Annotated in this window: 23 protein-coding genes, 1 tRNA gene and 2 pseudogenes; 17 read left to right on the plus strand and 9 right to left on the minus strand. The window is 66.8% G+C overall.

Going from position 1 to position 25,024, the window contains the following annotated elements:
* Nucleotides 1–34: 34 nt before the first annotated feature.
* The 8 genes from phnG (at nucleotide 35) to phnN (ending at nucleotide 5,591) form a co-directional block, all read left to right on the plus strand.
* Nucleotides 35–481, plus strand: a complete 447-nt coding sequence (gene phnG, locus HYN69_RS14460; RefSeq protein WP_108436359.1) for a phosphonate C-P lyase system protein PhnG — start codon at nucleotides 35–37, stop codon at nucleotides 479–481.
* Nucleotides 478–1,047: a phosphonate C-P lyase system protein PhnH gene (phnH, locus tag HYN69_RS14465; RefSeq protein ID WP_108436360.1), complete on the plus strand. Its 570-nt coding sequence runs from the start codon at nucleotides 478–480 to the stop codon at nucleotides 1,045–1,047. Before phnG ends, phnH begins: the two co-directional genes overlap by 4 nt.
* Complete coding sequence (locus HYN69_RS14470; protein ID WP_108436361.1) at nucleotides 1,047–2,135, plus strand: carbon-phosphorus lyase complex subunit PhnI; 1,089 nt, start codon at nucleotides 1,047–1,049, stop codon at nucleotides 2,133–2,135. The genes phnH and HYN69_RS14470 overlap by 1 nt, the downstream gene beginning before the upstream one ends.
* Before the next feature lie 200 nt (nucleotides 2,136–2,335).
* Nucleotides 2,336–2,683, plus strand: coding sequence for an endonuclease domain-containing protein (locus HYN69_RS20670; protein WP_159082491.1), 348 nt, complete (start codon nucleotides 2,336–2,338; stop codon nucleotides 2,681–2,683).
* A complete protein-coding gene (locus HYN69_RS14480; RefSeq protein WP_108436363.1) occupies nucleotides 2,680–3,555 on the plus strand; it encodes an alpha-D-ribose 1-methylphosphonate 5-phosphate C-P-lyase PhnJ in 876 nt (291 codons plus the stop codon). Before HYN69_RS20670 ends, HYN69_RS14480 begins: the two co-directional genes overlap by 4 nt.
* Entirely contained in the window at nucleotides 3,555–4,364 is an 810-nt protein-coding gene (gene phnK / locus HYN69_RS14485; protein WP_108436364.1) for a phosphonate C-P lyase system protein PhnK, read from the plus strand. The genes HYN69_RS14480 and phnK overlap by 1 nt, the downstream gene beginning before the upstream one ends.
* Nucleotides 4,365–4,368: 4 nt before the next feature.
* The gene (gene phnL / locus HYN69_RS14490) at nucleotides 4,369–5,052 is read left to right on the plus strand and encodes a phosphonate C-P lyase system protein PhnL (protein ID WP_108436365.1); all 684 of its coding nucleotides are present in this window, start codon (nucleotides 4,369–4,371) and stop codon (nucleotides 5,050–5,052) included.
* On the plus strand, nucleotides 5,049–5,591 hold the full coding sequence (gene phnN, locus HYN69_RS14495; RefSeq protein ID WP_108436366.1) for a phosphonate metabolism protein/1,5-bisphosphokinase (PRPP-forming) PhnN: 543 nt from the start codon (nucleotides 5,049–5,051) through the stop codon (nucleotides 5,589–5,591). Before phnL ends, phnN begins: the two co-directional genes overlap by 4 nt.
* Here the strand turns inward: phnN and HYN69_RS14500 are convergent.
* Nucleotides 5,573–6,259, minus strand: coding sequence for a DUF1045 domain-containing protein (locus HYN69_RS14500; RefSeq protein ID WP_108436367.1), 687 nt, complete (start codon nucleotides 6,257–6,259; stop codon nucleotides 5,573–5,575). The two genes, phnN and HYN69_RS14500, sit on opposite strands and share 19 nt — an antisense overlap.
* A gap of 92 nt (nucleotides 6,260–6,351) precedes the next feature.
* Here HYN69_RS14500 and HYN69_RS14505 point away from each other — a divergent pair, with 92 nt between their 5' ends.
* A complete protein-coding gene (locus tag HYN69_RS14505) occupies nucleotides 6,352–7,494 on the plus strand; it encodes an alpha-D-ribose 1-methylphosphonate 5-triphosphate diphosphatase (protein ID WP_108437236.1) in 1,143 nt (380 codons plus the stop codon).
* Between the two features lie 617 nt (nucleotides 7,495–8,111).
* Here the strand turns inward: HYN69_RS14505 and HYN69_RS14510 are convergent.
* The 3 genes from HYN69_RS14510 to rpoN form a co-directional block, all read right to left on the minus strand.
* A tRNA-Met gene (locus HYN69_RS14510) sits at nucleotides 8,112–8,188 on the minus strand.
* A 61-nt stretch (nucleotides 8,189–8,249) separates the two neighbouring features.
* On the minus strand, nucleotides 8,250–10,271 hold the full coding sequence (locus tag HYN69_RS14515; RefSeq protein ID WP_108436368.1) for a hydantoinase/oxoprolinase N-terminal domain-containing protein: 2,022 nt from the start codon (nucleotides 10,269–10,271) through the stop codon (nucleotides 8,250–8,252).
* A gap of 151 nt (nucleotides 10,272–10,422) precedes the next feature.
* Complete coding sequence (rpoN, locus tag HYN69_RS14520; protein ID WP_108436369.1) at nucleotides 10,423–11,670, minus strand: RNA polymerase factor sigma-54; 1,248 nt, start codon at nucleotides 11,668–11,670, stop codon at nucleotides 10,423–10,425.
* Nucleotides 11,671–11,959: 289 nt separating this feature from the next.
* Between rpoN and HYN69_RS21950 the strand changes: the two are divergent.
* Nucleotides 11,960–12,922, plus strand: a pseudogene (locus HYN69_RS21950) (FAD-dependent oxidoreductase); the annotation flags it as partial.
* 123 nt (nucleotides 12,923–13,045) lie between these two features.
* Entirely contained in the window at nucleotides 13,046–14,059 is a 1,014-nt protein-coding gene (gene selD, locus HYN69_RS21955) for a selenide, water dikinase SelD (RefSeq protein ID WP_407925259.1), read from the plus strand.
* Nucleotides 14,060–14,182: 123 nt separating this feature from the next.
* Here the strand turns inward: selD and mnmH are convergent, their stop codons facing one another.
* Nucleotides 14,183–15,226, minus strand: coding sequence for a tRNA 2-selenouridine(34) synthase MnmH (gene mnmH, locus HYN69_RS14530; protein WP_108436371.1), 1,044 nt, complete (start codon nucleotides 15,224–15,226; stop codon nucleotides 14,183–14,185).
* Entirely contained in the window at nucleotides 15,226–16,380 is a 1,155-nt protein-coding gene (gene argE, locus HYN69_RS14535) for an acetylornithine deacetylase (RefSeq protein ID WP_108436372.1), read from the minus strand. Before argE ends, mnmH begins: the two co-directional genes overlap by 1 nt.
* Nucleotides 16,381–16,497: 117 nt before the next feature.
* Between argE and HYN69_RS14540 the strand changes: the two genes are divergently transcribed.
* The 3 genes from HYN69_RS14540 (at nucleotide 16,498) to HYN69_RS14550 (ending at nucleotide 19,176) form a co-directional block, all read left to right on the plus strand.
* A complete protein-coding gene (locus tag HYN69_RS14540; RefSeq protein ID WP_108436373.1) occupies nucleotides 16,498–17,151 on the plus strand; it encodes a hypothetical protein in 654 nt (217 codons plus the stop codon).
* Nucleotides 17,152–17,338: 187 nt separating this feature from the next.
* Nucleotides 17,339–18,325, plus strand: coding sequence for a class I SAM-dependent methyltransferase (locus tag HYN69_RS14545; protein ID WP_108436374.1), 987 nt, complete (start codon nucleotides 17,339–17,341; stop codon nucleotides 18,323–18,325).
* A gap of 29 nt (nucleotides 18,326–18,354) precedes the next feature.
* On the plus strand, nucleotides 18,355–19,176 hold the full coding sequence (locus HYN69_RS14550; protein ID WP_108436375.1) for an SDR family NAD(P)-dependent oxidoreductase: 822 nt from the start codon (nucleotides 18,355–18,357) through the stop codon (nucleotides 19,174–19,176).
* Between the two features lie 12 nt (nucleotides 19,177–19,188).
* Here the strand turns inward: HYN69_RS14550 and HYN69_RS14555 are convergent, their stop codons facing one another.
* Nucleotides 19,189–19,587, minus strand: a complete 399-nt coding sequence (locus HYN69_RS14555) for a hypothetical protein (RefSeq protein ID WP_108437237.1) — start codon at nucleotides 19,585–19,587, stop codon at nucleotides 19,189–19,191.
* Between the two features lie 125 nt (nucleotides 19,588–19,712).
* On the opposite strand from HYN69_RS14555, the gene hemF reads away from it, so the two are divergent.
* Both hemF and HYN69_RS14565 read left to right on the plus strand, forming a co-directional pair.
* Nucleotides 19,713–20,573: an oxygen-dependent coproporphyrinogen oxidase gene (gene hemF, locus HYN69_RS14560; RefSeq protein WP_108437238.1), complete on the plus strand. Its 861-nt coding sequence runs from the start codon at nucleotides 19,713–19,715 to the stop codon at nucleotides 20,571–20,573.
* 48 nt (nucleotides 20,574–20,621) lie between these two features.
* On the plus strand, nucleotides 20,622–20,966 hold the full coding sequence (locus HYN69_RS14565) for an Imm10 family immunity protein (protein WP_108436376.1): 345 nt from the start codon (nucleotides 20,622–20,624) through the stop codon (nucleotides 20,964–20,966).
* Between the two features lie 119 nt (nucleotides 20,967–21,085).
* Here HYN69_RS14565 and HYN69_RS14570 read toward each other — a convergent pair.
* Nucleotides 21,086–23,592: pseudogene (locus tag HYN69_RS14570) on the minus strand (ABC transporter permease).
* Nucleotides 23,589–24,260 (minus strand): ABC transporter ATP-binding protein, encoded by a 672-nt coding sequence (locus HYN69_RS14575; RefSeq protein ID WP_108436377.1) that lies wholly within the window; start codon nucleotides 24,258–24,260, stop codon nucleotides 23,589–23,591. Before HYN69_RS14575 ends, HYN69_RS14570 begins: the two are co-directional and overlap by 4 nt.
* Here HYN69_RS14575 and HYN69_RS14580 point away from each other — a divergent pair.
* Entirely contained in the window at nucleotides 24,259–24,954 is a 696-nt protein-coding gene (locus HYN69_RS14580; RefSeq protein WP_108436378.1) for an arylesterase, read from the plus strand. The two genes, HYN69_RS14575 and HYN69_RS14580, sit on opposite strands and share 2 nt — an antisense overlap.
* The last annotated feature ends 70 nt before the right edge of the window (nucleotides 24,955–25,024 follow it).

Here is a 25,024-nt window from a genome sequence, read left to right on the forward strand (position 1 = left end):
AGAACACTAGACAACCCCGAAAGATGTTTAGCCCATGACCGAAAATCCCCGCCGCGACTGGATGGGCCTTCTGGCCCGCGCCCCGGCAGACCGCGTGGCGGACCGCCTTGCCACCCTGCTGCCCGACCTGCCCGAAACACAGGACCTGCGCCCGCCAGAGGTTGGCACCGTCATGGTCCGTGGCCGCATCGGCGCGACAGGCGCCGCCTTCAACCTTGGCGAGATGACTGTGACCCGCTGCTCGCTGCGCCTTGGTACAGGCCAAGTCGGCCACGCCCATGTGCAGGGCCGCGACAAGGCCCACGCCCGCCGCGCCGCGATCATCGACGCACTGATGCAGACAGATCGTGCATCCGATGTGCAGTCCCGCATCCTGACGCCGCTCGCACAGGAAGAAGCCAGCCGTCGCGGCACCCGCGCCGCCAAGGCCGCCGCCACCCGTGTCGAATTCTTCACACTCGTAAGAGGAGAGGACAAATGATCGAAGCAGCCCTGACCGGAGGCTTCTCGCACGCCCCCACCCAATCCGCCCGCGCCTTTCGCGCCATCCTCGACGCCCTGTCGCGCCCCGGCACGATCCATGATGTGACCGGAGCCGCCCCGCCCGCGCCGCTGTCCTGCGCCGCTGGTATCGTGCTTCTTACCCTCGCCGACGGCACGACTCCCGTGCATCTGGCGGGCGAGGCGGACACGCCAGAAACCCGCGACTGGATCACCTTCCATACCGGCGCGCCCTTGGTCGCAGCCGAACAGGCAACCTTCGCGGTCGGCACATGGGACGCCCTGCACCCCGTCGACCGCTTCGCCATCGGCACGCCGGAATATCCCGACCGCGCCGCAACGCTGATCGTCGAATGTCCCGCACTTGCCGCCACAGGCCCGCGCCTGACCGGACCGGGCATCAAGGACCACGCCAGCCTGTCGCTGCCCGAAACCGCCGCCTTCCGCGCCAATCGCGCGCTTTTCCCGCTTGGCTTCGACTGCATCTTCACCTCTGGCCACCGGATCGCCGGCCTTCCCCGTTCCACCATCGTCGAGGAAACCTGATGTATGTCGCCGTCAAGGGTGGCGAACGCGCCATCGAAAACGCCCATGCCTTCCTTGCCGAGGAACGCCGTGGCGACCCCGCCATCCCCGAACTGACCATAGCGCAGATCCGCGAACAGCTGCGCCTGTCGGTCAACCGCGTCATGGCCGAAGGCTCGCTTTACGACCCGGACCTTGCAGCACTTGCCATCAAACAGGCACGCGGCGACCTGATCGAGGCGGTCTTCCTGATCCGCGCCTACCGCACCACGCTGCCCCGCTTCGGCGCATCGCACCCCGTGGAAACCGGCGCCATGGCCTGCACCCGCCGCATCAGCGCCACCTTCAAGGACGCGCCGGGCGGACAGATCCTTGGCCCGACCTTCGACTACACCCACCGCCTGCTCGACTTCAAACTGCTGGCCGAAGGCGGGACACTCCCCGCCGTCGCGACCGCACCCGCCGACACGGCCCCGGTGCCCCATATCACCGAATTCCTGGACAAGGACGGGCTGATACAGGGCGAAGCCCGCCTTGAGGACACTCCGCCCGACCTGACACGCGAACCGATGGAGCTTCCCGCGAGCCGCGCCCTGCGCCTGCAAGCCCTGACCCGCGGCGACGAAGGCTTCATCCTGTCGCTCGCCTATTCCACCCAGCGCGGCTATGGCCGCACCCATGCCTTCGTCGGCGAGTTACGCATCGGCACGGTGGCTGTGGAAATGGACATCCCCGAACTGGGCTTTGCGGTCGAGATCGGCGAGGTCGAATTGACCGAATGCGAAACCGTCAACCAGTTCGCGGGGTCAAAGACCGAACCGCCACAATTCACCCGCGGCTATGGCCTGACCTTCGGCCAGACCGAACGCAAAGCCATCGCCATGAGCCTTGTCGACCGCGCCCTGCGCTGGAAGGAACTGGGCGAGGACGACATCGGCGCTCCGGCACAAGACGAGGAATTCGTGATGATGCATGCCGACAACGTGCAGGCCACGGGGTTTCTCGAACATATCAAGCTGCCCCATTACGTCGATTTCCAAAGCGAACTGGAACTGATCCGAAAGCTGCGGGCCGAGGCTTTGGCAGCAAAGCAGGAGGCGGCAGAATGATGCACCCCTGCCCCCTCACCCCGACCCTCTCCCCCAAGGGGAGAGGGAGGCGCCCCACTTGTGCCATCGGCGCAACCGGATCGCTACAGCCGTCCGGTTTTCGTCCGCAGCTTCACCGCCTGTTAACCGCTCGCACACCAGACTGTACTCCTGGTTTCCCTCCCCCAGCATGGGGGAGGGTCAGGGAGGGGGTCGCCACCGTGCCAGCCTATCGCGACGACAGCCAGCGTCTGCACGCCCGCGCGCAACGTGCCGCGATGACACCCGCCGAAGCCGCGCTGTGGCACCATCTGCGAAACCATCGCTTCCTTGGGCTTTCGGTCCGCCGCAAGGCGCCGGTCGGACCATGGATCGCCGATTTCCTGATCCCGGCCCGCCGCATCGCCATCTGTATCCTGCCCGAAACCGCGTTCCGGGGCAGCGATCACCCGCCACCGGGCGCGCTCGAACGGCTCGGCTACACCGTCCTGCGACCCTCGGCCAATGACCTGAGCGGGTCGCACATCGCCGCTTTGCTTCACCGCCTCGCCGCAAGGGTCACACCATGACCGACCAGACCTACAACTTTGCCTATCTCGACGAACAGACCAAGCGCATGATCCGCCGCGCCATCCTCAAGGGCGTGGCCGTTCCCGGCTATCAGGTGCCCTTCGCCAGCCGCGAGATGCCGATGCCTTATGGCTGGGGCACGGGTGGCGTGCAGGTCACCGCCGCCTGTCTTGTGCCCGAAGATGTGCTCAAGGTCATCGACCAGGGCGCGGATGACACGACAAACGCCGTCTCGATCCGCAAGTTCTTCCAACGCACCGCAGGCGTCGCGGTGACCGAGGCGACGGCAGATGCAACCGTGATCCAGACCCGCCACCGCATCCCCGAACAGGCGCTGACCGCAGGCCAGATCCTCGTCTACCAGGTGCCGATCCCCGAACCGCTGCGCTTTCTTGAACCGCGCGAGACCGAAACCCGCAAGATGCACAGCCTTGAAGAATACGGGCTGATGCATGTGAAACTTTACGAAGACATCGCCCGCCACGGTGCCATCGCCACCGCCTATGCCTACCCCGTGCGCGTCGAGGGGCGCTATGTCATGGATCCCTCGCCCATCCCGAAATTCGACAACCCGAAACTCTCGGACAGCCCCGCGTTGCAGTTGTTCGGCGCGGGCCGTGAACAGCGCATTTATGCCCTGCCACCCTTTACCCGCGTCGTCAGCCTCGATTTCGAGGACCACCCGTTTGAGCCCACCAAGGCCGACCACGACTGCGACCTGTGCGGCGCAGGCGGCAGCTACCTCGACGAGGTGATCATCGACGATGCGGGCGGGCGGATGTTCGTCTGCTCGGACACCGACTTTTGCACCAGCCGCCGCGCGGCAGGGCATGTCGGGCGGTTGGGCGAAACGGCAGGGGGGATCGCGTGATGCTGGCCGCAGAATCGAGTATTTTCGCAAAGGTGAAGCCGCAAGCGCCGCTTCTTTCCGTCAAGGGGCTGACCAAGCGCTACGGCAGCCGCATCGGTTGTGCGGATGTGTCATTCGACCTTTGGCCGGGCGAGGTGCTGGGTATCGTCGGCGAAAGCGGATCGGGCAAATCGACGCTGCTGTCATGCCTTGCGGGACACCTGACCCCCGATCGGGGCGAGGTGATCTTTGCAACCGCGACGGGCCCGCGCGACACCGTGACCATGTCCGAACCCGACCGCCGCCGCCTTGCCCGCACCGACTGGGCCTTTGTCCACCAGAACCCGCGCGACGGCTTGCGTATGGGCGTCACCGCAGGTGGCAACGTCGGTGAGCGGCTCATGGCGGTGGGCGCGCGGAACTACGGCACCATCCGCGATGCCGCGACCGACTGGCTGGGCCGCGTGGAAATAGACGGATCGCGCATCGACGACCGGCCGAGCGCGTTCTCTGGCGGTATGCAGCAGCGGTTGCAGATCGCCCGCAACCTTGTCACCGGCCCGCGCCTTGTCTTCATGGACGAACCGACCGGCGGTCTGGACGTTTCGGTGCAGGCCCGCCTGCTGGACCTTTTGCGCGGATTGGTGCGCGAGATGGGCCTTTCGGCGATCATCGTCACGCATGACCTTGCCGTGGTGCGCCTGCTGGCCGACCGGCTGATGGTGATGAAATCGGGCCATGTGGTCGAACAGGGCCTGACCGATCAGGTGCTCGACGATCCGCAGCACGCCTATACCCAGCTTCTCGTATCCTCCGTCCTTCAGGTCTAAGCCCATGATCAAAATCGAGAACCTGTCCAAGTCCTTTACCCTGCACAATCAGGGCGGCGCGGTGATCCCCGTCATGGCGGGGGCAAACCTGACCGTAAGCCCCGGTGAATGTGTGGCCCTCGTCGGCCAGTCGGGCGCAGGCAAGTCCACCCTGATGCGGATGATCTGGGGCAATTACCTTTGCCAGACCGGCAGCATCCGTATCGGCGCAACCGATGTCGTCACCGCCGCCCCGCGCGAGATCCTTGCCCTGCGCCGCCAGACGCTGGGCTATGTCAGCCAGTTCCTGCGTGTCGTGCCCCGCGTGCCCACCGTCGATGTGGTGGCCGAACCGCTCCTCACCCTTGGCGTGCCGATGGCCGAGGCGCGTGCCCGCGCCGAAACCCTGCTGGCACGGCTGAACATCCCGCAGCGGCTTTGGTCGCTTTCGCCCACCACCTTTTCGGGGGGCGAGCAGCAGCGCGTCAACATCGCGCGCGGCTTTGCCCATGCCTACCCCGCGCTTTTGCTCGACGAGCCGACTGCCAGCCTCGACGCTGCCAACCGCGAGGTCGTGCTGACCCTGATCGAGGACGCAAAAGCCCGCGGTGCCGCTATCATCGGCATCTTCCACGACGAAGCCGCCCGCAACCGTCTGTGCGACCGCACCGTCGACGTGACCGCATTTACGCCGAAGGCCGCCGCATGAAAGGCCGCCTTTTCGCTGTCGTCGGCCCCTCTGGCGCGGGCAAGGACACGCTGATCGACGCCGCCCGCGCCGCCCGCCCCGATCTGGTGATCGCGCGCCGCGCCATCACCCGGCCCGCCTCGGCAGGGGGCGAGGATTTCGAGGGCGTCAGCGTTTTCGAATTCACCGCGCGCAAGGTCAATGGCGGCTTCGCACTCGACTGGAAGGCGCATGGGTTGAGCTATGGCATCCCTGCCGAAACGCTGGCGAAACGCGACGAAGGCTTCGACGTCCTGTTCAACGGCTCGCGCGCGGCACTCGACGCCGCAGCCTGCCGCTTCCCCGAGATGACCGTGATCCGCGTCACCGCCCCGTCTACCGTGCTGATGGAACGCCTGCTCGCCCGTGGCCGCGAAACCCGCGAGGAAATTGCCGAACGCATCAGCCGCGCCAGCTATGACATCCCCGCCGGACTAAAGGTTATCGACGTGGTCAACGACGGACCGCTTGCCGTTGCCACCGCCCGCTTCCTTGCAGCCCTTCAACCGGCCAGCGCGTAGCGGTGTACAAGATGAAAGCGCCCGTCCGCCGCCTCGCCGAACAGGCACAGATCCTCGATCCGGAACGGCTCGGGCAGCGCGGGGCCGAACCAGCCCTGCGCCACGGGCATGACGGCTTGCGCCATGTCGGCGGCAAGATCGCCCGTCAGCGTCAGATGGAAGCGGAACTCCTCCATGACGTAAGGATACCCCCAGCGGTCCAGCAATTCGCGCTGCCGCGACGTCAACCGCTCGGGTCTGCGCCGCGCGATATCGGCTTCGGTCAGGGGGGCGCGGAACCGGTCGAGCGCCGTCACGACCTCGGCCCCGAGCGCCTGCAAGGCCGCCTGATCGCCCTCGGGCACCAGCGCGAGAAACCCGCCGATCCGTTCGAGCCGCAAGCGTGCGAAGCTGACCGGGCCAATCCTTGCGGCAAGGGCCGCGACCGCCTCGTGCATGTCATGGGCCCCCACGCCCGCAGCCAAGGCGAAGGGCGGCTTGATCGTGCCGTGAAACCCGTATTTGCGCGGGGTGGCGGTCAGCGCGTGCAAGGGCAGCGGCAATCCCGCAACTTCGGGATGCGGAACCTCGCCCCGTTCGGCGCTCCACCCCAGCCAAGCCGCCGCACGGTCGGCAAAGTCACCCGCACGGGGCGCGAAATAGATCGCATAGCGTCGAAACTTTTCCATGGCCCCCGCTTACCCGCGTTTTGTCACGCCGCCGTGACACGGCCCCGACATAGTCGCACCCCGCGCTTTACCGCAATATCCGGACTGGAATGATGACCGAAACGATCCTTGCCAACGCAACCCTCGTGCTGCCCGCCGAAACCCTGCGCGGGTCGGTCCTTATCCGTGACGGCGTGATTGCCGCGATCGACAGCGGCGCTGCGGTCGCGTCGGGTGCCATCGATTGCGGCGGCGACCTTATCCTGCCCGGCCTGATCGAGCTTCACACCGACAACCTCGAACGCCATATCGAGCCCCGGCCCAAGGTCGACTGGCCCCACACCGCAGCGATCCTCGCCCATGACGCCGAACTTGCCAGCGTCGGCATCACCACGGTCTTCGACGCGCTGCGCGTCGGGTCCGTCACCTCGAAGGCCAAGGCCAATTATGGCGAATACGCCCGCCATCTGGCCGACGAGATCATCGCCCTGCGCGACGCAGGAAGCCTGCGGATCAACCACCTTCTCCACCTGCGGGCCGAGGTCTGTTCGGAAACGCTGGTCGAGGAAATGGCCAAATTCGGCCCCGAAGACGGCATCGGCATCGTCAGCCTGATGGACCACACCCCCGGCCAGCGCCAGTTCCGCGACATGACCCAGCTTAAAAACTACGTCTGCGGCAAACACGGCTTTTCCGACGCCGAGTTCCTCGACCATATCGCCGCGCAAAAAAACCTGTCCGCACGCGTGGCCGACCTGCACGAAGCCACCGCCGTGGCCGAGGCGCGGCGCTACGGCGCGGTCCTTGCGAGCCATGACGACACCACCGAAATCCATGTCGCCCGCTCGGCCGGACACGGCGCGCATTTCGCCGAATTCCCCACGACACCCGAGGCCGCGCAAGCCTGCCGCGACCACGGAATCGCGGTGATGATGGGCGCGCCGAACCTGATCCGCGGCGGGTCACATTCCGGCAATGTCGCGGCCAAGGCTTTGGCCGAAAGCGACCTGCTTGATATCATCTCCTCCGATTACGTCCCTTCGTCGCTGCTTTCGGCGGGCCTGATGCTCGGCGATCTGTGGGGCGACATGGCGCGCGGCATCGCAACCGTCACCTCGGCCCCCGCCCGCGCCGCAGGCCTGACCGACCGTGGCACCCTGACGCCCGGCACCCGCGCCGACATCATCCGCGTCGCCCGCATCGGCACTGCAGGCGCGTTGCGCGGCACATGGGTCGCGGGCGACCGCGTCGGCTGAACGCCGCTCTCTCGCGGGTTTCTTTGCAGTGGCGTCACGGCATCGTTTCCGCATGTCCGGTTTTTCACAGGGCGGTTCCTTTGCCGAACGATCCTGATTGAGCCGCAGAGGCGGGACACGATCCCGTCGGCGTTCAGCCGTGCCAATCCTTTGGCGTCACGGGCGCAGCGAGCAAAGCGATGCCCTGACAGGCTTTAGGACACGGAAAACGAATGCCCCCAGTAGCGGCGCGAAGATCAACAAGCATGGAATGACGCATGAGATATCTTCGGGCGTCTAAACGGACGACGGCCCCAGTCGCGGAAAGGTGTTCGTCGGCTTCGGATAGCATGGCACCCGTTCACGAAGCAGAACAAGACCATGACGACCGCGCTTGCGGCCAGCGAAGACCAAAAGGACAAGGTCGACATCGATGTGCAGATCGTCAATGGCGAAGCATAAAAGCAGACCTGCCAGATCAATGCGATGGTCGAAGCGGGTGCTTTATGCAGAAGCATCAGCGCCATGAGTCGGCGAAACCGACCCGGTCATGCGTTTTGACGGGTGGTAACAAGAGTGGCACAAACTAGGGGCAAAAGGCTGCGGCAGCCTTATGATTTTCAACGCTTTTGTAGAATTGGTGGCGAGGGGGGGACTCGAACCCCCGACCCCATGATTATGAGTCATGTGCTCTAACCAGCTGAGCTACCTAGCCACTGGGGCGCTGACTAAGGCCAGTGTGGGGGGGCGTCAAGCCTTAAACGTCATGCGGGGCGTCAGGCTTCTGCGTCTTGTCGGGCATGGGCGACGCGGGGGCGGCCGGATGCGGTGGCGGTGAGGGTGGCTTCGATGAACATGGCGCGGCCTTCCACCTCGGCTTCGCGGATGTCGCGGGTCGTGGTCACGCGCAGCTCTTCGGCTCCGGCCATGCGGGCGCGGGCACTGGCATCGGCGACGAGCGCCGCTTCCATGGCCGCAAGGGCGGCGTCGCGGTCGCCAAACATCTGGAGGCCCGCGGCGAAATGGGCTGTAAAGCGGCCCTCGCCCGCGCTGCTGACAAGGCCCGTCGCCCGCTGGCTGACCTGTCCGACCACCGCGCCGATGGCATTGGCGACACCGGCATGTTCGGGCAGGATCATCCTTGCCCCCAACCTGTCACCCACCGCGCCGTAGTACGAAGGCGCGGACGCGCCAAGCCCGATCACCGGCACGCCAAGGCGCAACGTCACCTCTACCACGCCGCGATGTCCGGCAATGCCTGCGGCCGTCAGGCGATGGCGCGCCAGCACCTCGGGCACATCGCCCGCAAAGGCGGGGTCTTCGCCGAAGGCCGCTTCGAGCAGGCAATCCACGGTCTGGGCGGTCAGCTGGTCGACGATCTGCTGCGCCAGCGTCGCGGCATCGGGGGCAAAGCGTTCGCCCTTGCCGTTGCGGCGTTTGGCCAGCAGGCGCACTGCTTTTTCCGCAGCCACCGCGTCCCATGCGCCAAGGCGCCCCAGCACGTGGCTTGCATCCGAAGGCGTGACCCCCGCGATCATCACCAGCCCCCGCGCCACCAGCCGCTCCAGCGCCGCCACTTCCAGCCGCGAGGTCAGCGCGGCGACCACCGGCATCGGTTCTGTCACGCGGGCCAGCACAGCCATGTCACGCGGGCCAAGCCCGCCTGCATTGCCGCCCATCGGGATGACGAAGCGCCCGTCATGTTCGCCCACCGCATCGGCCGACAGCCAGCGGTCGAGCGCGCTATGCACCATGGCCGCATGGTCAACCGCAAGCAGCGACACGGGCACGAGGCGGCGCGGGCCAAGGCGCAAGCCGCCATCCAGCCCTTCGGTCACCAGATGCACCTCGCTGTCGCCGCCTAGGCCCGTGGTCCGCATCGCCACGGCTTCCACCATGGTGCGGAACCCGCCGACCCGCGCACCTTGCGGGTCGATCTCGGGCAGGCCGCCGCGCAACAGGGCGACATCGGTCGTGGTGCCGCCGATGTCGGACACCAGCGCATCGCTTTCGCCCGTCAGCCAGCGCGCACCCACGATGCTGGCAGCTGGGCCGGAAAGGATCGTCTCGATCGGGCGTTCGCGCACCATTGCAGCCGAGATCAGCGCCCCGTCACCGCGCACCACCATCAGCGGTGCTGCGATGCCCACCGCCAGCAGGTGCCGTTCGCAGGCGGCGACAAGACGGTCGATCATGCCGATCAGGCGGGCGTTCAGCACCGCCGTCAGCGCCCGTTTCGGTCCGTTCAACTGGGCAGAAAGTTCATGCGAGCATGTCACGGGGCGCCCCGTGGCGCTGCGGATCAGGTCGCGCACCGCAATCTCGTGCGCGGGGTTGCGCGTGGCGAAGCGGGCGGCGACGGCAAAGCCCATCACGCTGTCGCCCAGCGCGGCAAGTTCGGCCTGAAGAGCCGCCAGATCGAGCGGCTGTCCTTCGGTTCCGGCATGGGTGTGTCCACCGGCCAGACGGATGACCGGATCGCCCTTGAGCGCCTCGGTCAAGCCGCCACGGTCGAGATCGTCGGGATCGAAGCCGATGAAGACCAGCGCGACGCGCCCGCCCTGCCCTTCGACAAGCGCATTGGTGGCGAGCGTGGTCGAAAGCGACACCAGCGCAACCTCGGCGGCCGCGATGCCTGCACCCGCCAAAGCCGCATCCACGGCCTTGCCGATGCCGATGGCCAGATCGCCGCGCGTGGTCAGCGATTTGGCCGATCCGATCACGCGGTCGGCGGCTTCGTCCACGATCACCGCATCGGTATAGGTGCCGCCGGTATCGACACCCAGAAAATACGCCATGCACCCGTTCCCTTGCAGCCCACCCCGCACCTAATGCGAAGCGACGCCAAGGTCATCCCCAAGCGCGACGTTTTTCGTCGCTGCAAAGACAGGCGGGTGCGACACTCGCCGAAAACATCTGCGAAAACGCCCGCCCCAAACGCAGCGGCCCTTAGGTCTTGCGGCGGCGATGGGCGGCGGGGATGCCCAGGGTGTCGCGGTATTTCGCGACCGTTCGGCGCGCCACCAAAGCCCCGCCGTCCGACAGCGCCTGTGCCAGAGCCGCGTCCGACAGCGGTTTTCGCGCATCCTCGCGCCGGACCAGATCGGCCAGCATGGCGCGCAATGCGGCGGCGGAATGCGAAGCGCCGACCTTGACGCTGAACAGATGCCGAAGCCAGAGCGTTCCGCGCGGCGTGTCGATGCTGGTTCCCGCAACCACCCGGCTGACGGTGCTTTCATGCAGGCCCAACGCGTCGGCCACGTCGCCCATGGTCAGCGGCCGCAGCGCGGAAAGCCCCGATTCCAGCGCCGCTTCCTGACGGCGCAGCACATCGGCGCCGATGCGCAGAAGTGTCGCGTTACGGCTTTCGACCAGACGGATCACCGCCCGCGCCGCCCCGCGCCCGTCGCCCCGCCCCGCGCTGACCGACATGGATGGCAGCGAGGACCGGTTCAGCGACACGACCCAGCCTTCCACCCGTTTTCTGACGATCAGATCAGGCTCGCGCACCTGTGCCGACAGGGCGGAAAAATGCGCGCCGGGCTTGGGGTCGAACCGCCGGATCACGCGAAACCTTGCCTGCACCTCGTCAGCCGGAACGGCCAGCAGGCGCGACAAGCGCGCCACATCGCCGGCAGCCATAAGGTCGAGATGCAAGAGCACCCCGCGCAGCACCGTGTCATCCACCCCGGCCTCGACCGCCTGCAAAAGCAGACATTCCGACAGCGAGCGGGCGAAAAGACCGGCAGGCTCGATGCGCTGCAAACGGGCAAGCACCGTTTCGGCAAGGCCGTAGGGCACCCCCGCCTGCCCCGCCACCACGTCAAGAGCGCAGCCCAGCCAACCCGTGGGCTCCAACGCCTCGGCCAACAGTCCGGCAACCCGCAACTCCGGCCCCCTGAGGTCCATCGCGGCGATCTTTTCCGTCACATGCGCCATGAGGCTTGGCCCGACACCCGCCGCGAGATCGGGGTCGAGCCCGCCGCCGGAAAAGGCCCGCTCCCAGCGCGGCGACCAATCGGCAGGGTCCTGTGGCGGCGCGTCGAGCACAAGGCGGGGATTTTCGGCGGCCTGTTCTTCGAGAAAACGGGTCAGACCGCCGGCATCCGCCTTCAACAGCTTGATCGACGCCTGCAAGCCAAGGTTCAGCTGCATGCGCTGGCTTTGCGTGACCCTGATGTTCTGCCGCGTCTCCATGCCGTGCACTATGGCCCTGCCTGACGCGCCAAGACAACCTTCGCGCAACGTCGTCGCGTGGCGCAGCCGTCAAAGCCCCCTCGCCATTCGCGGCATCCGGCTTTAATCTTGCCACAGTCGGGGGGCTTCGCGCCCCCCGACGCCCGCCGGTTTCACCGGCAGGCTTCCCCCCGCGGGATATTTGAACCAGCATGAAAGCCGCAAGATGAACGAACCGCTTCCCCTTGTGCAGGACGTCGTCTTGATCGGCGGCGGCCATACCCATGCCCTCGTGCTGCGGATGTTCGCGATGAAACCGCTGCCGGGCCTGCGGCTTACGGTCATCAACCCCGACCCTGCGGCACCGTATACGGGCATGCTGCCGGGCCATATCGCAGGGCATTATCCACGCGATGCGCTGATGATCGATCTGGTGCGCCTTGCCCGTTTCGCAGGGGCGCGGATCATTCTTGACCGGGCCACCGGGATCGACCGCGAGACGCGGCGCATCCTTCTTGCCGGGCGTCCGCCGATCCGCTTCGATCTATGCTCGATCGACATCGGCATCGGCTCGGGCCTGCCCGACGTGCCGGGCTTTGCCGAACACGGGGTCGCTGCCAAACCGCTGGGGCATTATGCCGACCGGTGGGACGCGTTTGTCGCCCGCGCCCTGCCCGCGCCGCGCCTCACCATTCTGGGCGCAGGCGTTGGCGGGGTGGAACTGGCTCTCGCCTCGGCCTACAGGCTGGGCATGCTGGGAGCGAAGGCACAGATCACCCTGATCGACCGCAGCGAGACGCCGCTTGCCGGTCTGGGCACGTCAGCCCGCACGGCGCTGCTGGGCGCGCTTGCAAGCGCCGGCGTAACAGTGCGGACCGGCACCACCGCCCGCGCCGTGACCGAAAGCGCGGTCGAACTGGCGGATGGCACGCTTCTGCCGTCGGATTTCACCCTGTCGGTCGCCGGAGCACGCCCGCAGGGCTGGCTGGAAGGCACCGGCCTGACCCTGCATGACGGCTTCGTCACCGTGTCGCCCACCTTGCAGACGTCGGACCCCGCGATCCTTGCGGCGGGCGATTGCGCGCATCTCGGCTTTGCCCCGCGTCCCAAGGCCGGGGTCTATGCCGTCCGCGCCGCACCGGTGCTGCATCACAACCTGCGTGCCCTGCTGACCGGCAAGCCCTTGCAGCGCTTCCGCCCGCAGCGCGATTACCTCAAGCTCGTCTCGCTGGGCGGCAAGCGGGCGCTGGCCGACCGGTCGGGCCTTGGCACGGGCGGCGCTTGGCTGTGGGGGCTGAAAGACCGCATCGACCGCAAATTCATGGCAAAGTTCGAAGACTACCCCGCGATGGCGCGCCCGCTTCCCGCCAACCCGGTGGCGGGCCTTGCCGAGGCGATGGGGGCAAAGCCGCTCTGTGGCGGTTGCGGCGCCAAGGTCGGCGCGGCGGCCCTGTCCGACGCGCTGGCCCGTCTGCCCGCCCCCGCCCGCGCCGATGTGCTGTCCGGCCCCGGAGACGACGCCGCGATCCTGACCCATGGCGCGGGCACGCAGGTCATCACCACCGACCACCTGCGCGCCACCTGCGGCGATGCCCGCCTGATGGCCCGCATCACCGCGATTCACGCCATGGGCGATATTTGGGCGATGGGCGCACAGCCGCAAGCCGCGCTGGCCCAGATCACCCTGCCCCGCATGAGCGCAGCCCTCCAGGCCGAAACGCTGGCCGAGATCATGGAGGAGGCCGCCGAGATCTTCCGCGATGCGGGGGCCGATATCGTCGGCGGCCATACGTCCATCGGGGCCGAACTGACCATCGGCTTCACCCTGACAGGGCTTGCCACCAAGCCGGTCACGAAGGCGGGCGCGAAACCGGGCGACGCCTTGATCCTGACCAAGGCGATCGGCACCGGCACCATCCTCGCCGCCGACATGGCGCTCGCCCGCATCCCCGGCCTGATCCTCGGCCAAGCGGTGCAGGCGGCCTATGCCAGCATGTCGCGCCCCCTTGGCCCGGCAGCGGCGATCCTTACCCCCCATGCCCATGCCATGACCGATGTCACGGGCTTCGGCCTTGCAGGGCATCTTCTGGAAATGCTCGACGCATCGGGCGCCGCCGCAACGATCACGCTCGACGCCGTGCCCTTCCTTGCAGGCGCAGAGTCCCTCGCCGCAGCGGGACACGAAAGCTCGCTCGCCCCTGCCAACCGCCTTGCCGCCAACTGGCGCGTCCGCGCACCGCAAGACGCCAGAGCAGCACTCCTCTATGATCCGCAAACCGCAGGACCCCTTCTCGCCGCGGTCCCAGCCGACAAAGCCGCGTCCCTGCTCGCCACCCTGCACGCCCTTGGCGAACCTGCCTCCCTCATAGGACATGTCACGGCCGGAGACCCCTTCCTGACAGTCCTCTGACCCTTTCACACTCGCTCAAATATCCTCGGGGGTGAATTGCCGCGGAACGCGGCAAGAGGGGGCGAGCCCCCCCTACGCCCGAGCGCAAGCGAGACAAAAGGCGTGCGGCGGAACGCCGCTCCATCAGATCACCGACCGGATGGCATCGGCGACGCGGGCGGCCACGACGTCGAGGTCGTCCAGCCCTTCGACCGGCACTTCGGCAAAGGGCACCTCCATCCGCGCCCGGTGCTTGCCATAGCGCGGGTCGTAGTGGTGCTCCATCAGCGCTTCTGCCAGTTCGACGAACCGCCCTGCTGCCGCCATGACGCGCCAATCGGCGATCACATCCGCCGGATGCGCCGCCCGCAGGCTGGCCAGAATCCCGTCCAGCCGCGCCGGATCGGCGACCATGTCGGCATAGGCGGTGACCAGATAGCCCGCCCGCGCCGCCCTTGACGCTGCAATCGCCACGCGGGGGGCCGCCACCATCGCCCGCCAAAGTTTCGGCGGCAGACGCACCTCGCCCACTTTCGAGCTTTCCGCCTCGACCACCACGGGCCGCGAAGGGTCAAGCCGCGCCAGCGCAATGGCAAGCCGTCCCTCGAATGCCTTCTGGCTTGGCTGGTCGCCCATATGGCCAAAGAGCGACCCGCGATGGTTCGCCAGCCCTTCAAGGTCGATCACCTGAAAACCCAGCGCGGGCAGGCGGTTGAGCACATCGGTCTTGGCCGACCCCGTATTGCCGTCAAGCACCACCACGGGGCAGGGAAAGACATCGTCGTAAAGCGCATCGACCACCAGATGCCGCCAGCTTTTATAGCCGCCCTCGATGATCTCGACCCGCCAGCCGATCTGGGCAAGGATCGAGGCGAAAGACCCCGACCGCTGCCCACCCCGCCAGCAATAGACCAAGGGGCGCCACCCCCCCGGTTTGTCGGCCAACGGTCCTTCCAGATGCTTTGCGGCGTTCTTTGCCACCAGCGCCGCCCCGATCTTGCGCGCGGCAAAGGCGGCGACCTGCTTGTAGATCGTGCCCACCCGCGCCCGTTCGTCATCGTCCAGCACCGGAAGCGAAATCGCGCCCGGAACATGGTCTTCGGCCCATTCGGCGGGCGCGCGCACGTCGATGATGTCATCGAACCCGAGGTCGAAGATCTCGAGCAATCCCCCCAGCTTGACCGCCATCAGAACCCCGCCTCGGCCTGCGCCACCAATGCGGCCAGCATCGCCTCGCAGCGCGCGATCTGCTCGATGCTTACGTATTCGTCGGGCTTGTGGCCCTGCGCCATCGACCCTGGCCCGCAGATCACCGTGGGAATGCCCAGACGCGCGTCGAACAGCCCGCCTTCTGTGCCGAAAGCCACCTTGATCGTGCCATTCGCCCCCGTCAGGCGCTTGACGAAATTCACCACCTCGGCCCCGACCGGCGTGCCCAGACCGGGGTAATCCCACAGCCTTTCCACCTTGATCGCCGCTTCGGGGAATTCGGCCCGCAGGGGTGCCACGATGGCCTCGGCCCCTGCTTCGACCTCCGCAATCAGGGCCGCGACATCCTCTCCGGCGAGCGAGCGGATTTCCCAGTCGACCACCGCTGCATTGGGCACGATGTTGACCTGCACGCCGCCGTTCAGCTTGCCCACATGCAGCGTGCTATAGGCGACATCGTAATCGCCGTCCCGCATCCCGTCGGCCGCCACACGCGCCTGCACGCGCCGCACGACGCCCACGAAGTCGGCTGCCAGATGCAGCGCGTTCAGCGCAAGCGGGGCCAGCGCGGAATGGCCCTCGCGCCCCGTGCAGGTGGCCCGCAGCGCCACCTTGCCCTTGTGGCCCGTTGCGACCTGCATCCCCGTGGGTTCGCCCACAATGCAAAAGCGCGGCCGCACCGGGGCCGCCTCCAGCATGTCGACCAAAGACCGCACGCCCATGCAGCCGATCTCTTCGTCGTAAGACAGCGCCAGATGCAGCGGCACGCGCAACTCGCGCCGCGCCGCCGCCAGCATCGCGGTCACGGCGCAGGCGACGAACCCCTTCATGTCGGCAGCGCCGCGACCGTAATAGCGCCCCGCTTCTTCTGTCAGCGCAAAGGGCGGCTTGGTCCATGCCTGCCCTTCGACGGGCACCACATCGGTATGGCCCGAAAGCATCACCCCACCCACGCCTTCAGGCCCAACCGTGGCGTAAAGATTGGCCTTGGTGCCGCCCGCATCGGGGATCAGCACCGACCCGATCCCGGCCGTCGCCAGCACTTCGCGCACGAACTCCATCAGCGCGAGGTTGGGCTTGTGGCTTACGGTATCAAAGGCGATCAAACGGTCCAGAATTTCGCGGGTCTGCATGGGGGCACTCCTGTCGGCCCACCTAACCGCAAACCGCGAGGGGGCGAAAGGGGCCGACCTTGCCCCTGCGGCGTTGCGGGTGCAAAGGTCGCACATTGCCGAAAGGGCCGATTCCCCATGCTCCGCCTGTTTTTGCCCGCCCTTCTTGCCTGCCTGCCGCTGACCGCGCCGGTTCGTGCCGAAACCGTCACGCTTACACCGCCCGCCGCCAAAACCCCCGGCGCGGTGTCGCAATTCATGGCGGCTCAGGATCTTTTCGCCCTTGGCCGCGCGCAGAACGACCCGCTCGCCGTGCTGGCAGCAGCCCGCCTTTCTGCCCGCATCAAGGCGACCGAGGCAGACCGCACACCCGAACCAAAGGCCGAGGCGCTGCCCCACAGCCACCCCGACGCCACCACCATGTTCACCGCCGCCAAGGCACTGGCCGCCGAGGACACAGGCGTGACCGACCTGATCGCCCGTAGCGAGGCCGAGGCCACGCTTCTGCCCACGCGCACGCTGCTGTCCAGCACGCGCGGTATCGAGGGCGCAGGAAGCCAGACCTACACGCTGCCGTTCTTTGCCGGATCCTTGGCCGAAATCGGCCTATTGGGCGATGGCAAGGCCAACCTAGACCTGACGGTTGTTGTGGGCGAGGAAACGCTTTGCCTGAACCGCGATCCCGCCGATCGCGCGCTGTGCAGCTTTGTCCTGCCCGAAAATGCAAGTGTGACCGTGACCATCACCAACCGCAGCGAAACTGCAGCAAGTTATAGCCTTCTGACGAATTGACCACTAGCCAAGCCGTTGATTTCGCATAATTGCTGCGCAGCATTCGTGCAGCATTTTCCCGCTGGATCCTGCCGCATGGCGCGACCCGCAGGGTGGTGTCACCCCCGCCCCCTTTTCCCGCCCCCGCCCAGCCTGTAAGAAGGCGCTTCCGAAGCCCAACGAAAGGACCGGCCGCACGCGGCCCCCCATGCGAAGCGCCCGACTTTCCCGAGCCATCGACACCGGACTGTTCACCCTGCCGTCCGAAGGCCGCATCGCGGTTCTGCGCCCCCGCATCGGCGACGAACTTGGCGACCTGCCGCGCGACCGCCTGCTGGTCGCGACCGGCTTTCGCCCCGATCACGATTGGTTTGCCGCCCGTGGCTATGCCTGCGCCCCCCACGCGACCGGAGAGTTTGCCGCCGCCATCCTGTGCCTGCCCCGCGCCAAGGCCCATGCCCGCGCCATGCTCGCCGAGGCGTCGCTGCTGGTGGCCAAGGGTGGTCCCGTCGTCGTCGACGGCCAAAAGACCGACGGTATCGACGCGGTGCTGAAAGACCTTGTCCCCCGTGTCGCTTTGTCGGAACGGCTGTCGAAGGCCCACGGTAAACTTGCCGTCTTTGCCGCCGGAGCCGATCTGTCGGACTGGGCAGCCCGCCCCGCGCAGGTCGACGGTTTCACCACGCTTCCGGGGGTGTTTTCCGCCGATGGAATAGACCGCGGCTCGGCCCTTCTGGCCGGGGCACTTCCCGCCGACCTGAAAGGCCGCGTGGCCGATTTCGGCGCAGGCTGGGGCTATCTGGCCCGCAAGGTGCTGTCCCTTTCCGCCGTCAAGGAATGTCATCTGGTCGAGGCCGAGGCCGATGCGCTGGATTGCGCGCGGCTCAACATCGTGGACGACCGCGCCCAGTTCCACTGGGCCGATGCGACCACGTGGAAAGCGCCGCGCGGGATGGACCATATCGTGATGAACCCGCCCTTCCACACCGGACGCGGCGCCGATCCGGCGCTTGGCGCGGGCTTCATCGCCGCCGCCGCCCGCAGTCTGAACCCGCAGGGCGCGCTGTGGATGGTGGCGAACCGCCACCTGCCCTATGATCGCAGCCTGACCACCCTGTTCCGCGAGGTTGCCGAAATCGGCGGTGACGGCGCCTACCGCCTGACCCGTGCCGCCTTTCCGATCCGCGCCCGCTAGCGCAACCCAAGACCGCACGAAAGGACGCCATGTCGTTTTCCATCTCGGGCAAGACCGCCATCGTCACGGGTGCCGCCAATGGCATCGGCCTCGCCATCGCGCGCCATCTGGTGGACAAGGGCGCGAACGTGATGTTCGCCGACATCGACGAGGCGCGGCTTGAAGAAGAGGTCGGCACTGACGCCCGCGCCGAAGGCCCCGTCCGCATGTTCGCGGGCGACCTGCGCGAGAAGCTCACCATCGCCAACCTGCTATCCGCCACCATCGACGCCTTCGACCGCGTCGATGTGCTGGTGAACGCCAGCCGACAGTTTTCGACCTCGGACGTGCTCGATCCTGAAAACGATTGTGTCGAGGCGCTTCTGGACCAGAACCTGATGACCGCGCTGCGCCTGTCGCAGATGACGGCGAAGCGGATGATCCAGCGCGCCGCCAAGGACCGCAGCGACGAAGGCGAAGGCCAAGGCGTGATCGGCTCGATCATCAACCTGTCCTCGCTTGCCGCGACCCGCACGCAGGCCAATCTGCTGGGCTATTCCATTTCCTGCGCGGCGGTCGAACAGATGACGCGGTCACTTGCGGTGGCGCTGGCTCCGCGCGGCATCCGCGTGAACGCGGTCGCCTTCGGCTCGGTGATGAGCGCAAGCCTGCAGGCCGCATTGCGCGATACGCCCGACTGGCGCCCCGCCATCGAGACTTGCACGCCCCTTGGCCGCATCGCATCAGCCGACGAATTGGCGGAAACGGTACATTTCCTCGCCTCCGACGCCTCGGCCTTCATGACGGGCCAGATCCTGACGCTCGACGGCGGGCGCGGTCTGGTCGATGCGGTGGTCGCATCGGCGCATTGACCGCCTGCGATGTCAGCTTTCGGGATATTGCGCCTTGCACTGGGCAATGACCGGTTGCGCCTCGCGCGCAAGTTGGTCGCGCTTGGTGAACAGGCTTTCCAGCTTGGCCCGCTCGGCATTCAGGTCGATCGCCACGGGGCGGGTGCGGGTCTCTACCTCGTCTTCAAGGCAGGGCCGCGTCACGGCAGGCTGGGCCGGATCGGCCGAAGGCACGACGCATTGGCGCCAGACCGGGACAGTGACGGTATAATCCTCGATGGCATAGCCGCGCGCGAGATTGCCCTGCACTTCGGTTATCAGCTTTTCCACGGTCCGCAGATCGCGCGTGTTGCGGTTGATGCATTGTTCCTGCGGTGTTCCGCAAGCGGCAAGCAACGACAGGACGGACAGCGACAGGATCAGGCGGCGCATGGTATGGACCTTATGGAAAGCGATTTGGGCCAAGCTTAAGCCCTTGGCCAAGGGTTGCCAAATGCCATGTTGGCGCGGCTTGTTCCATTTGCTAGGCATGCGACTGTAAACTGATGGAGACACCGATGACCGACCCGTTCGATACCCGCAAAGCCGAAGCCGCCGCATGGTTCCGGACATTGCGCGACCGGATCGTCGCATCGTTCGAAGACCTCGAAGACCGCTATGGAAGCGGCACGCCGGGCCGGTTCGAAGTGACCCCCACGACCCGCGCCGATGGGGGCGGCGGGTTGATGAGCGTGATGCGCGGCGGGCGCGTGTTCGAGAAGATCGGCGTGAACGTGTCGCAGGTGCACGGCACGCTGGGCGAGCGGGCGCAAAAGGCGATGGCCGCGCGCGGCGTTCCCGGCATGGACAAGGACCCGCGCTTCTGGGCCAGCGGGATCAGCCTCGTCGCCCATATGGTCAACCCCCATTGCCCTGCCGTGCATATGAACACCCGCATGTTCTGGACGCCGCACGCCTGGTGGTTCGGCGGCGGGGCTGACCTGAACCCGTGCATCGAGTATGCCGAAGACACCGCGCATTTCCACGGCCAGATGCAGGAAGCCTGCGACGCGCATGACCCGGCCTATTTCCCGAAATTCAAGGCTTGGGCCGACGAATACTTCTTCGTTCCGCATCGGGGCCGGGCGCGTGGCGTCGGCGGCATCTTCTACGATGATCTGAACACCGGCGACTGGGAGGCCGATTTCGCCTTTACCCGCGATGTCGGCGCGCATTTCCTGCCCGCCTTCGTGCCGCTGACCGAACGTCGGGTGAACACCCTCTGGACCGAGGCCGACCGCGAGGCGCAGCTGGTCCATCGCGGGCTTTATGCCGAATACAACCTCGTCTACGACCGTGGCACGAAATTCGGACTGGAAACCGGCCATGATGCCAATGCGGTCCTGATGAGCCTACCGCCCATCGCCAAGTGGACATGACGCGCCCTGCGGGCTAAGGCAGGGCCGCACATCAGAGGCGGAACCGACATGGCCGATATCGAAATCAGGGCACAAGCCTTCTGGACCGACACCGAAGACGGCACAATAGCGGTGGGCTTTGCATCGAGCGAAGATCCCGATGACGGCTATGTCCTGTTCGAGGGCACAGCGGGCGCTCCGGTCAAGACGGTCTATGTCGAGGTGTCGGACGAGATTTTCGGCTCGGACGATGCGATTGAAGCGGTCGCCTTCACCGACACCGGTTTTACGCTGACGCTTACCCCCCGCGCGGCAAGCAAGTTCGGCATGGTGCGCGAGGTCGAGGTGCATGTCGCCCCCGATGACGCGGGCGGTGCCGCAGCACTTGTGGCCCTGAAATCGCTGCTTGGCTGACAGGGCACAAGATTTTTCCTCAAAAAATCTTGTGCCGCCCTTGGCCGTAAATCTTTCGTCGAAAGATTTACGGCCTGCCTGCGCCAAAATTATTCTGGAATAATTTTGGCGCGATGGCGCTATTCCTGCCCGCGCAGCACCTGCGCCGGACGCGACGCCAAAGGCCGCAGCGCAAACAGCAGCCCCGCCACGGTCGTCGCCAGCACACCGCCCGCGACGATGCCAAGCGCGGACGCGGGTTCGAAGCGGTAGCTCGCCTCCATCACCCAGACCATCACGGCCCATCCGGCAAGCCCCCCCGCAACGATCGCCACCCCCCCTGCCGCCGCCCCCATCAGGGCCGAGCGCAGGGCGAAGGATGCAAGGATACCGCGCCGTGTGGCGCCCAGCGTCTTGAGCACCGCCGCCTCGTAAACGCGGGCAGGCTCTCCGGCCGCCGCCGCGCCGATCAGCACGACGAAGCCGGTCAGCAAGGTCGCCGCCGCCGCCCATGCCGTTGCAGTGGCGATGGCCGACAGCGCCTCGGTCACGCGGTCGATGGCGTCGCGGATGCGGATTGCGGTCACGTTGGGCATCGCCTTGGTGATGTCGCGCAAGAGCGGTGCTTCCGCCGCCTCCTCGGCATAGACCGTGGCGATGAAGGTGTGCGGCGCACCTTGCAGCGCGGCGGGGTTCATAGTCATCACGAAACCCATTCCGGCGGAAGAAAAATCGACCTGCCGGAAACTGGTGATGGTGGCGGGAATATCCCGCCCCAGCACGTTCACCACCAGCGTGTCGCCCAGTTCCAGCCCGATCTCTTCGGCCTCTTCCGCCGCAAAAGACACCTGCGCGGGGCCGGCGTAATCCTTGGGCCACCACGTCCCGGCCACGACCTTGGCATTGGCCTGCGGTTCGGCCGAATAGGTCACGCCACGGTCGCCACGCACCACCCAATGCTCGCCCGCCACCTCTTTCGCCGGTCGCCCGTTGATCTGGGTCAGCACGCCGCGCAGCATCGGCGCGCTTTCCACCTTGCTTACCTTGGCATCGCCCTCGACCCGCGCCAGAAACGGCGCTATCTGGTCGGGTTGGATATCGACGAAAAAGAACGCAGGAGCCCGTGTCGGCAGGTCGGTCGCGATGGCCGACCGCAGGTTCGAATCGATCTGTCCCACCGCCGCCAGTACCGAAAGCCCCAGCCCCAGCGACAGGATCACCGCAGACGCCTCTTCCCTTGGCCCGCCGATCGCCGCCAGCGCGAGCCGCAGCCCCGTGCGCCCTCGCGCAAAGCGCCGTCGCGCCGCCCAGCGTGTTGCCCGCCGCAGGCCAAAGGCCGCCAGCCACAGCACCAGTAGCGCCCCGATCACGCCGACCGCAGCACCTGTCGTCAGCTTCCAGTTCCCCGAAAACCACGTGGCCCCGCCCAGCAGCAAGGCCGCCAGCGCCACGACCCCCGCCACATGCCGCCCCGCCGGCCGACCTGCCCCGGCAGCCCCACGATACAGCGCCGCCGCCCGCAGCTTTTCGGTCCGCGCTAGTGGCCAGAGCGTGAACAGGAAAGCGGTGACAACCCCGTAGAACGCAGCCTCGATCAAGGGCGCGGGGTAGACCCCGATATCGGCGGGAAAGGGCAAGGACGCCTCGATCAGCCCGCCAAAGGCCAGGGGAAGTGCGGTGCCAAGCATCAGGCCAAGCGCCACGCCAAACCCGGCAAGGGTTGCGATCTGCAACAAATAGATGCGGAAGATCAGCCGCCCCTCGGCCCCCAGTGTTTTCAGCGTGGCGATGGTGGCGGTCTTGCCGTCCAGATAGGCCCGCACCGCCGCCTGCACGCCAACCCCGCCGACCGCCAGCCCCGCGATGCCCACCAGCACCAGAAAGGCCCCCATCCGGTCGACGAACCGCTCGACCCCCGGTGCCGCGCGGCGGCTGTCGGACCAGCGCATCCCCTTGTCGGCAAAGGTCGCCTCGGCCTCGGTCTCCAGCGCCGCAAGATCGGTGCCCGCTGGCAGGCGCAAGCGGTATTCCGTCTCGAACAACGATCCGGCTTCCAAGAGGCCCGACCCTTGCAATGCTTCGGTCGCCACGATGGTGCGCGGCCCCAGCGAAAAGCCGCCATTGGCCGAATCGGGTTCACGCAGCAGCACGGCCCCCAGCCGGAATTCCTGTGTGCCCAGCGTGAAGCGGTCGCCAAGGGCCAGCCCCAGCCGGTCGACCAGCACCTTGTCCATCGCCGCGCCCGGCACGCCATTCGCCACGGCCAGCGCCTCGGGCAGGGTTCCGGCCTCCAGCGTCACTGCACCCAACAGCGGATAGGCCCCGTCGACCGCCTTGATCTGCGTCAGCGCGGAATCGTCCCCCACCACGGCCATCGACCGGAAATCGACGATCTGCGACACCGCGACAGCCCGCGCCTCCATCCATGCCCGCTCTTCCGGCGTGGCGAAGCGATAGGTGAATTCCATCTGCGCGTCGCCGCCCAACAGCACCGCGCCCTGTTCCTCTAGCCCCGCCTCGATGGCCGACCGCACCAGCCCCACGGCAGCAATCGCAGCCACCCCAGCGCAAGACAAGCGAGGAAGACGCGAAACCCGCGCAAGCCGCCGCGCAATTCGCGCCGCGCGATCCGCCACGCAAGGCTCATGCCGCGACCCGCCCGTCTGCCAGTTGCACCACACGGTCACACCGCGCCGCAAGCTCGGCGGCGTGGGTCACCAGAACCAGCGTCGCCCCGTGCCGGTTGCGAAGCCCGAACAGCAATTCCATGATCGCCGCACCGTTCACCCCGTCGAGGTTTCCGGTCGGCTCGTCCGCCAGCAAAAGCGCGGGCCGGGGCGCCGCCGCACGCGCCAAGGCAACGCGCTGCTGCTCGCCGCCCGACATCTGGCTGGGGTAATGGTCCATCCGCGACGCCAGACCCACGGCGCGCAATTCCGCCTCGGCGCGGGCAAAGGCATCTTCCGCCCCCATCAATTCCAGCGGCACGGCCACATTCTCCAAAGCGGTCATGGTCGGGATCAGGTGAAAGGACTGGAACACCACCCCCATCCGCCCGCGCCGGAACCGCGCAAGCGCATCTTCGTCCAGCGCGGTCATATCCTGACCAAGCGCCATCACGCGGCCCGCCGTGGCGCGTTCCAGCCCGCCCATCAGCATGAGAAGCGAGGATTTGCCCGAACCCGAAGGCCCGACCAGCCCTACCGTCTCGGCAGCATGAACTTCCAGTGATATGCCCTTCAATATCTCGACCGGACCCGCATTTCCCTGCAAGGTCAAACGCGCATCTTCCAGCGCCAGAACGGTATCCGTCATGCAATTCGCCTCTATTCTTTCGGTCACATATGGCGCGTCGCGCCACATCCGCAATGTCACGATTGCGTTTCTGGCGCTCATCGCGGGCTTTGTGGCGCAGGCGCGGGCCGAACCGCTGACTTTGGTGGCATTCGGCGACAGCCTGACCCAGGGCTACGGTCTGCCCGATGGCGATGGCCTCGTGCCGCAACTTCAGGCATGGCTCAACGCCAATGGCGCCGATGTCACGGTGCTGAACGCGGGCGTCTCGGGCGATACCACGGCAGGGGGCCTGTCGCGCATCGCATGGACCCTGACACCTGAAGTGGACGCGATCATCGTCACGCTTGGCGGCAATGACCTGTTGCGCGGCATCGATCCGGCCGAAACCCGCCGCAACCTCGACGGCATCCTGACCGAGACCAAAGCCCGCAGCCTGCCCACGCTTCTGGTGCCCATGGTCGCCCCCGGCAATTTTGGCGCCGCCTACAAGACCGCCTTCGACGCGCTCTACCCCGACCTTGCCGTCACCCATGGCGCAACCCTCGCCCAACCCTTCTTCGCGCCCCTCACCGGTGGCAGCCAAGACCCCGCCGCCATGCAGCAATGGCTGCAAGCCGACGGTATCCACCCCAACAAGGAAGGCGTGGCCAAGGTGGTGGAAGTCCTCGGCCCCGAAGTGCTCGCCCTGCTGCAAACCCTACCCGTGAACTGACCCCTTTCACGCTGGCGCAAATATCCTCGGGTGGGTCCGGGAGGGCGGAAAGCCCTCCCGGCGCTTTCAG

Source organism: Gemmobacter aquarius, from assembly GCF_003060865.1.
In the GTDB taxonomy this organism is placed as follows: Bacteria; Pseudomonadota; Alphaproteobacteria; order Rhodobacterales; family Rhodobacteraceae; genus Paragemmobacter; species Paragemmobacter aquarius.

Bases quoted from the DNA above. Each gene is read 5' to 3' on its own strand.
- phnG (WP_108436359.1), top strand. From the start codon at position 35: ATGACCGAAAATCCCCGCCGCGACTGGATGGGCCTTCTGGCCCGCGCC.
- phnH (WP_108436360.1), top strand. From the start codon at position 478: ATGATCGAAGCAGCCCTGACCGGAGGCTTCTCGCACGCCCCCACCCAA.
- HYN69_RS14470 (WP_108436361.1), top strand. From the start codon at position 1,047: ATGTATGTCGCCGTCAAGGGTGGCGAACGCGCCATCGAAAACGCCCAT.
- HYN69_RS14480 (WP_108436363.1), top strand. From the start codon at position 2,680: ATGACCGACCAGACCTACAACTTTGCCTATCTCGACGAACAGACCAAG.
- phnK (WP_108436364.1), top strand. From the start codon at position 3,555: ATGCTGGCCGCAGAATCGAGTATTTTCGCAAAGGTGAAGCCGCAAGCG.
- phnL (WP_108436365.1), top strand. From the start codon at position 4,369: ATGATCAAAATCGAGAACCTGTCCAAGTCCTTTACCCTGCACAATCAG.
- phnN (WP_108436366.1), top strand. From the start codon at position 5,049: ATGAAAGGCCGCCTTTTCGCTGTCGTCGGCCCCTCTGGCGCGGGCAAG.
- HYN69_RS14500 (WP_108436367.1), bottom strand. From the start codon at position 6,259: ATGGAAAAGTTTCGACGCTATGCGATCTATTTCGCGCCCCGTGCGGGT.
- HYN69_RS14505 (WP_108437236.1), top strand. From the start codon at position 6,352: ATGACCGAAACGATCCTTGCCAACGCAACCCTCGTGCTGCCCGCCGAA.
- HYN69_RS14515 (WP_108436368.1), bottom strand. From the start codon at position 10,271: ATGGCGTATTTTCTGGGTGTCGATACCGGCGGCACCTATACCGATGCG.
- rpoN (WP_108436369.1), bottom strand. From the start codon at position 11,670: ATGGAGACGCGGCAGAACATCAGGGTCACGCAAAGCCAGCGCATGCAG.
- selD (WP_407925259.1), top strand. From the start codon at position 13,046: ATGGGGGCAAAGCCGCTCTGTGGCGGTTGCGGCGCCAAGGTCGGCGCG.
- mnmH (WP_108436371.1), bottom strand. From the start codon at position 15,226: ATGGCGGTCAAGCTGGGGGGATTGCTCGAGATCTTCGACCTCGGGTTC.
- argE (WP_108436372.1), bottom strand. From the start codon at position 16,380: ATGCAGACCCGCGAAATTCTGGACCGTTTGATCGCCTTTGATACCGTA.
- HYN69_RS14540 (WP_108436373.1), top strand. From the start codon at position 16,498: ATGCTCCGCCTGTTTTTGCCCGCCCTTCTTGCCTGCCTGCCGCTGACC.
- HYN69_RS14545 (WP_108436374.1), top strand. From the start codon at position 17,339: ATGCGAAGCGCCCGACTTTCCCGAGCCATCGACACCGGACTGTTCACC.
- HYN69_RS14550 (WP_108436375.1), top strand. From the start codon at position 18,355: ATGTCGTTTTCCATCTCGGGCAAGACCGCCATCGTCACGGGTGCCGCC.
- HYN69_RS14555 (WP_108437237.1), bottom strand. From the start codon at position 19,587: ATGCGCCGCCTGATCCTGTCGCTGTCCGTCCTGTCGTTGCTTGCCGCT.
- hemF (WP_108437238.1), top strand. From the start codon at position 19,713: ATGACCGACCCGTTCGATACCCGCAAAGCCGAAGCCGCCGCATGGTTC.
- HYN69_RS14565 (WP_108436376.1), top strand. From the start codon at position 20,622: ATGGCCGATATCGAAATCAGGGCACAAGCCTTCTGGACCGACACCGAA.
- HYN69_RS14580 (WP_108436378.1), top strand. From the start codon at position 24,259: ATGCAATTCGCCTCTATTCTTTCGGTCACATATGGCGCGTCGCGCCAC.
- HYN69_RS14575 (WP_108436377.1), bottom strand. From the start codon at position 24,260: ATGACGGATACCGTTCTGGCGCTGGAAGATGCGCGTTTGACCTTGCAG.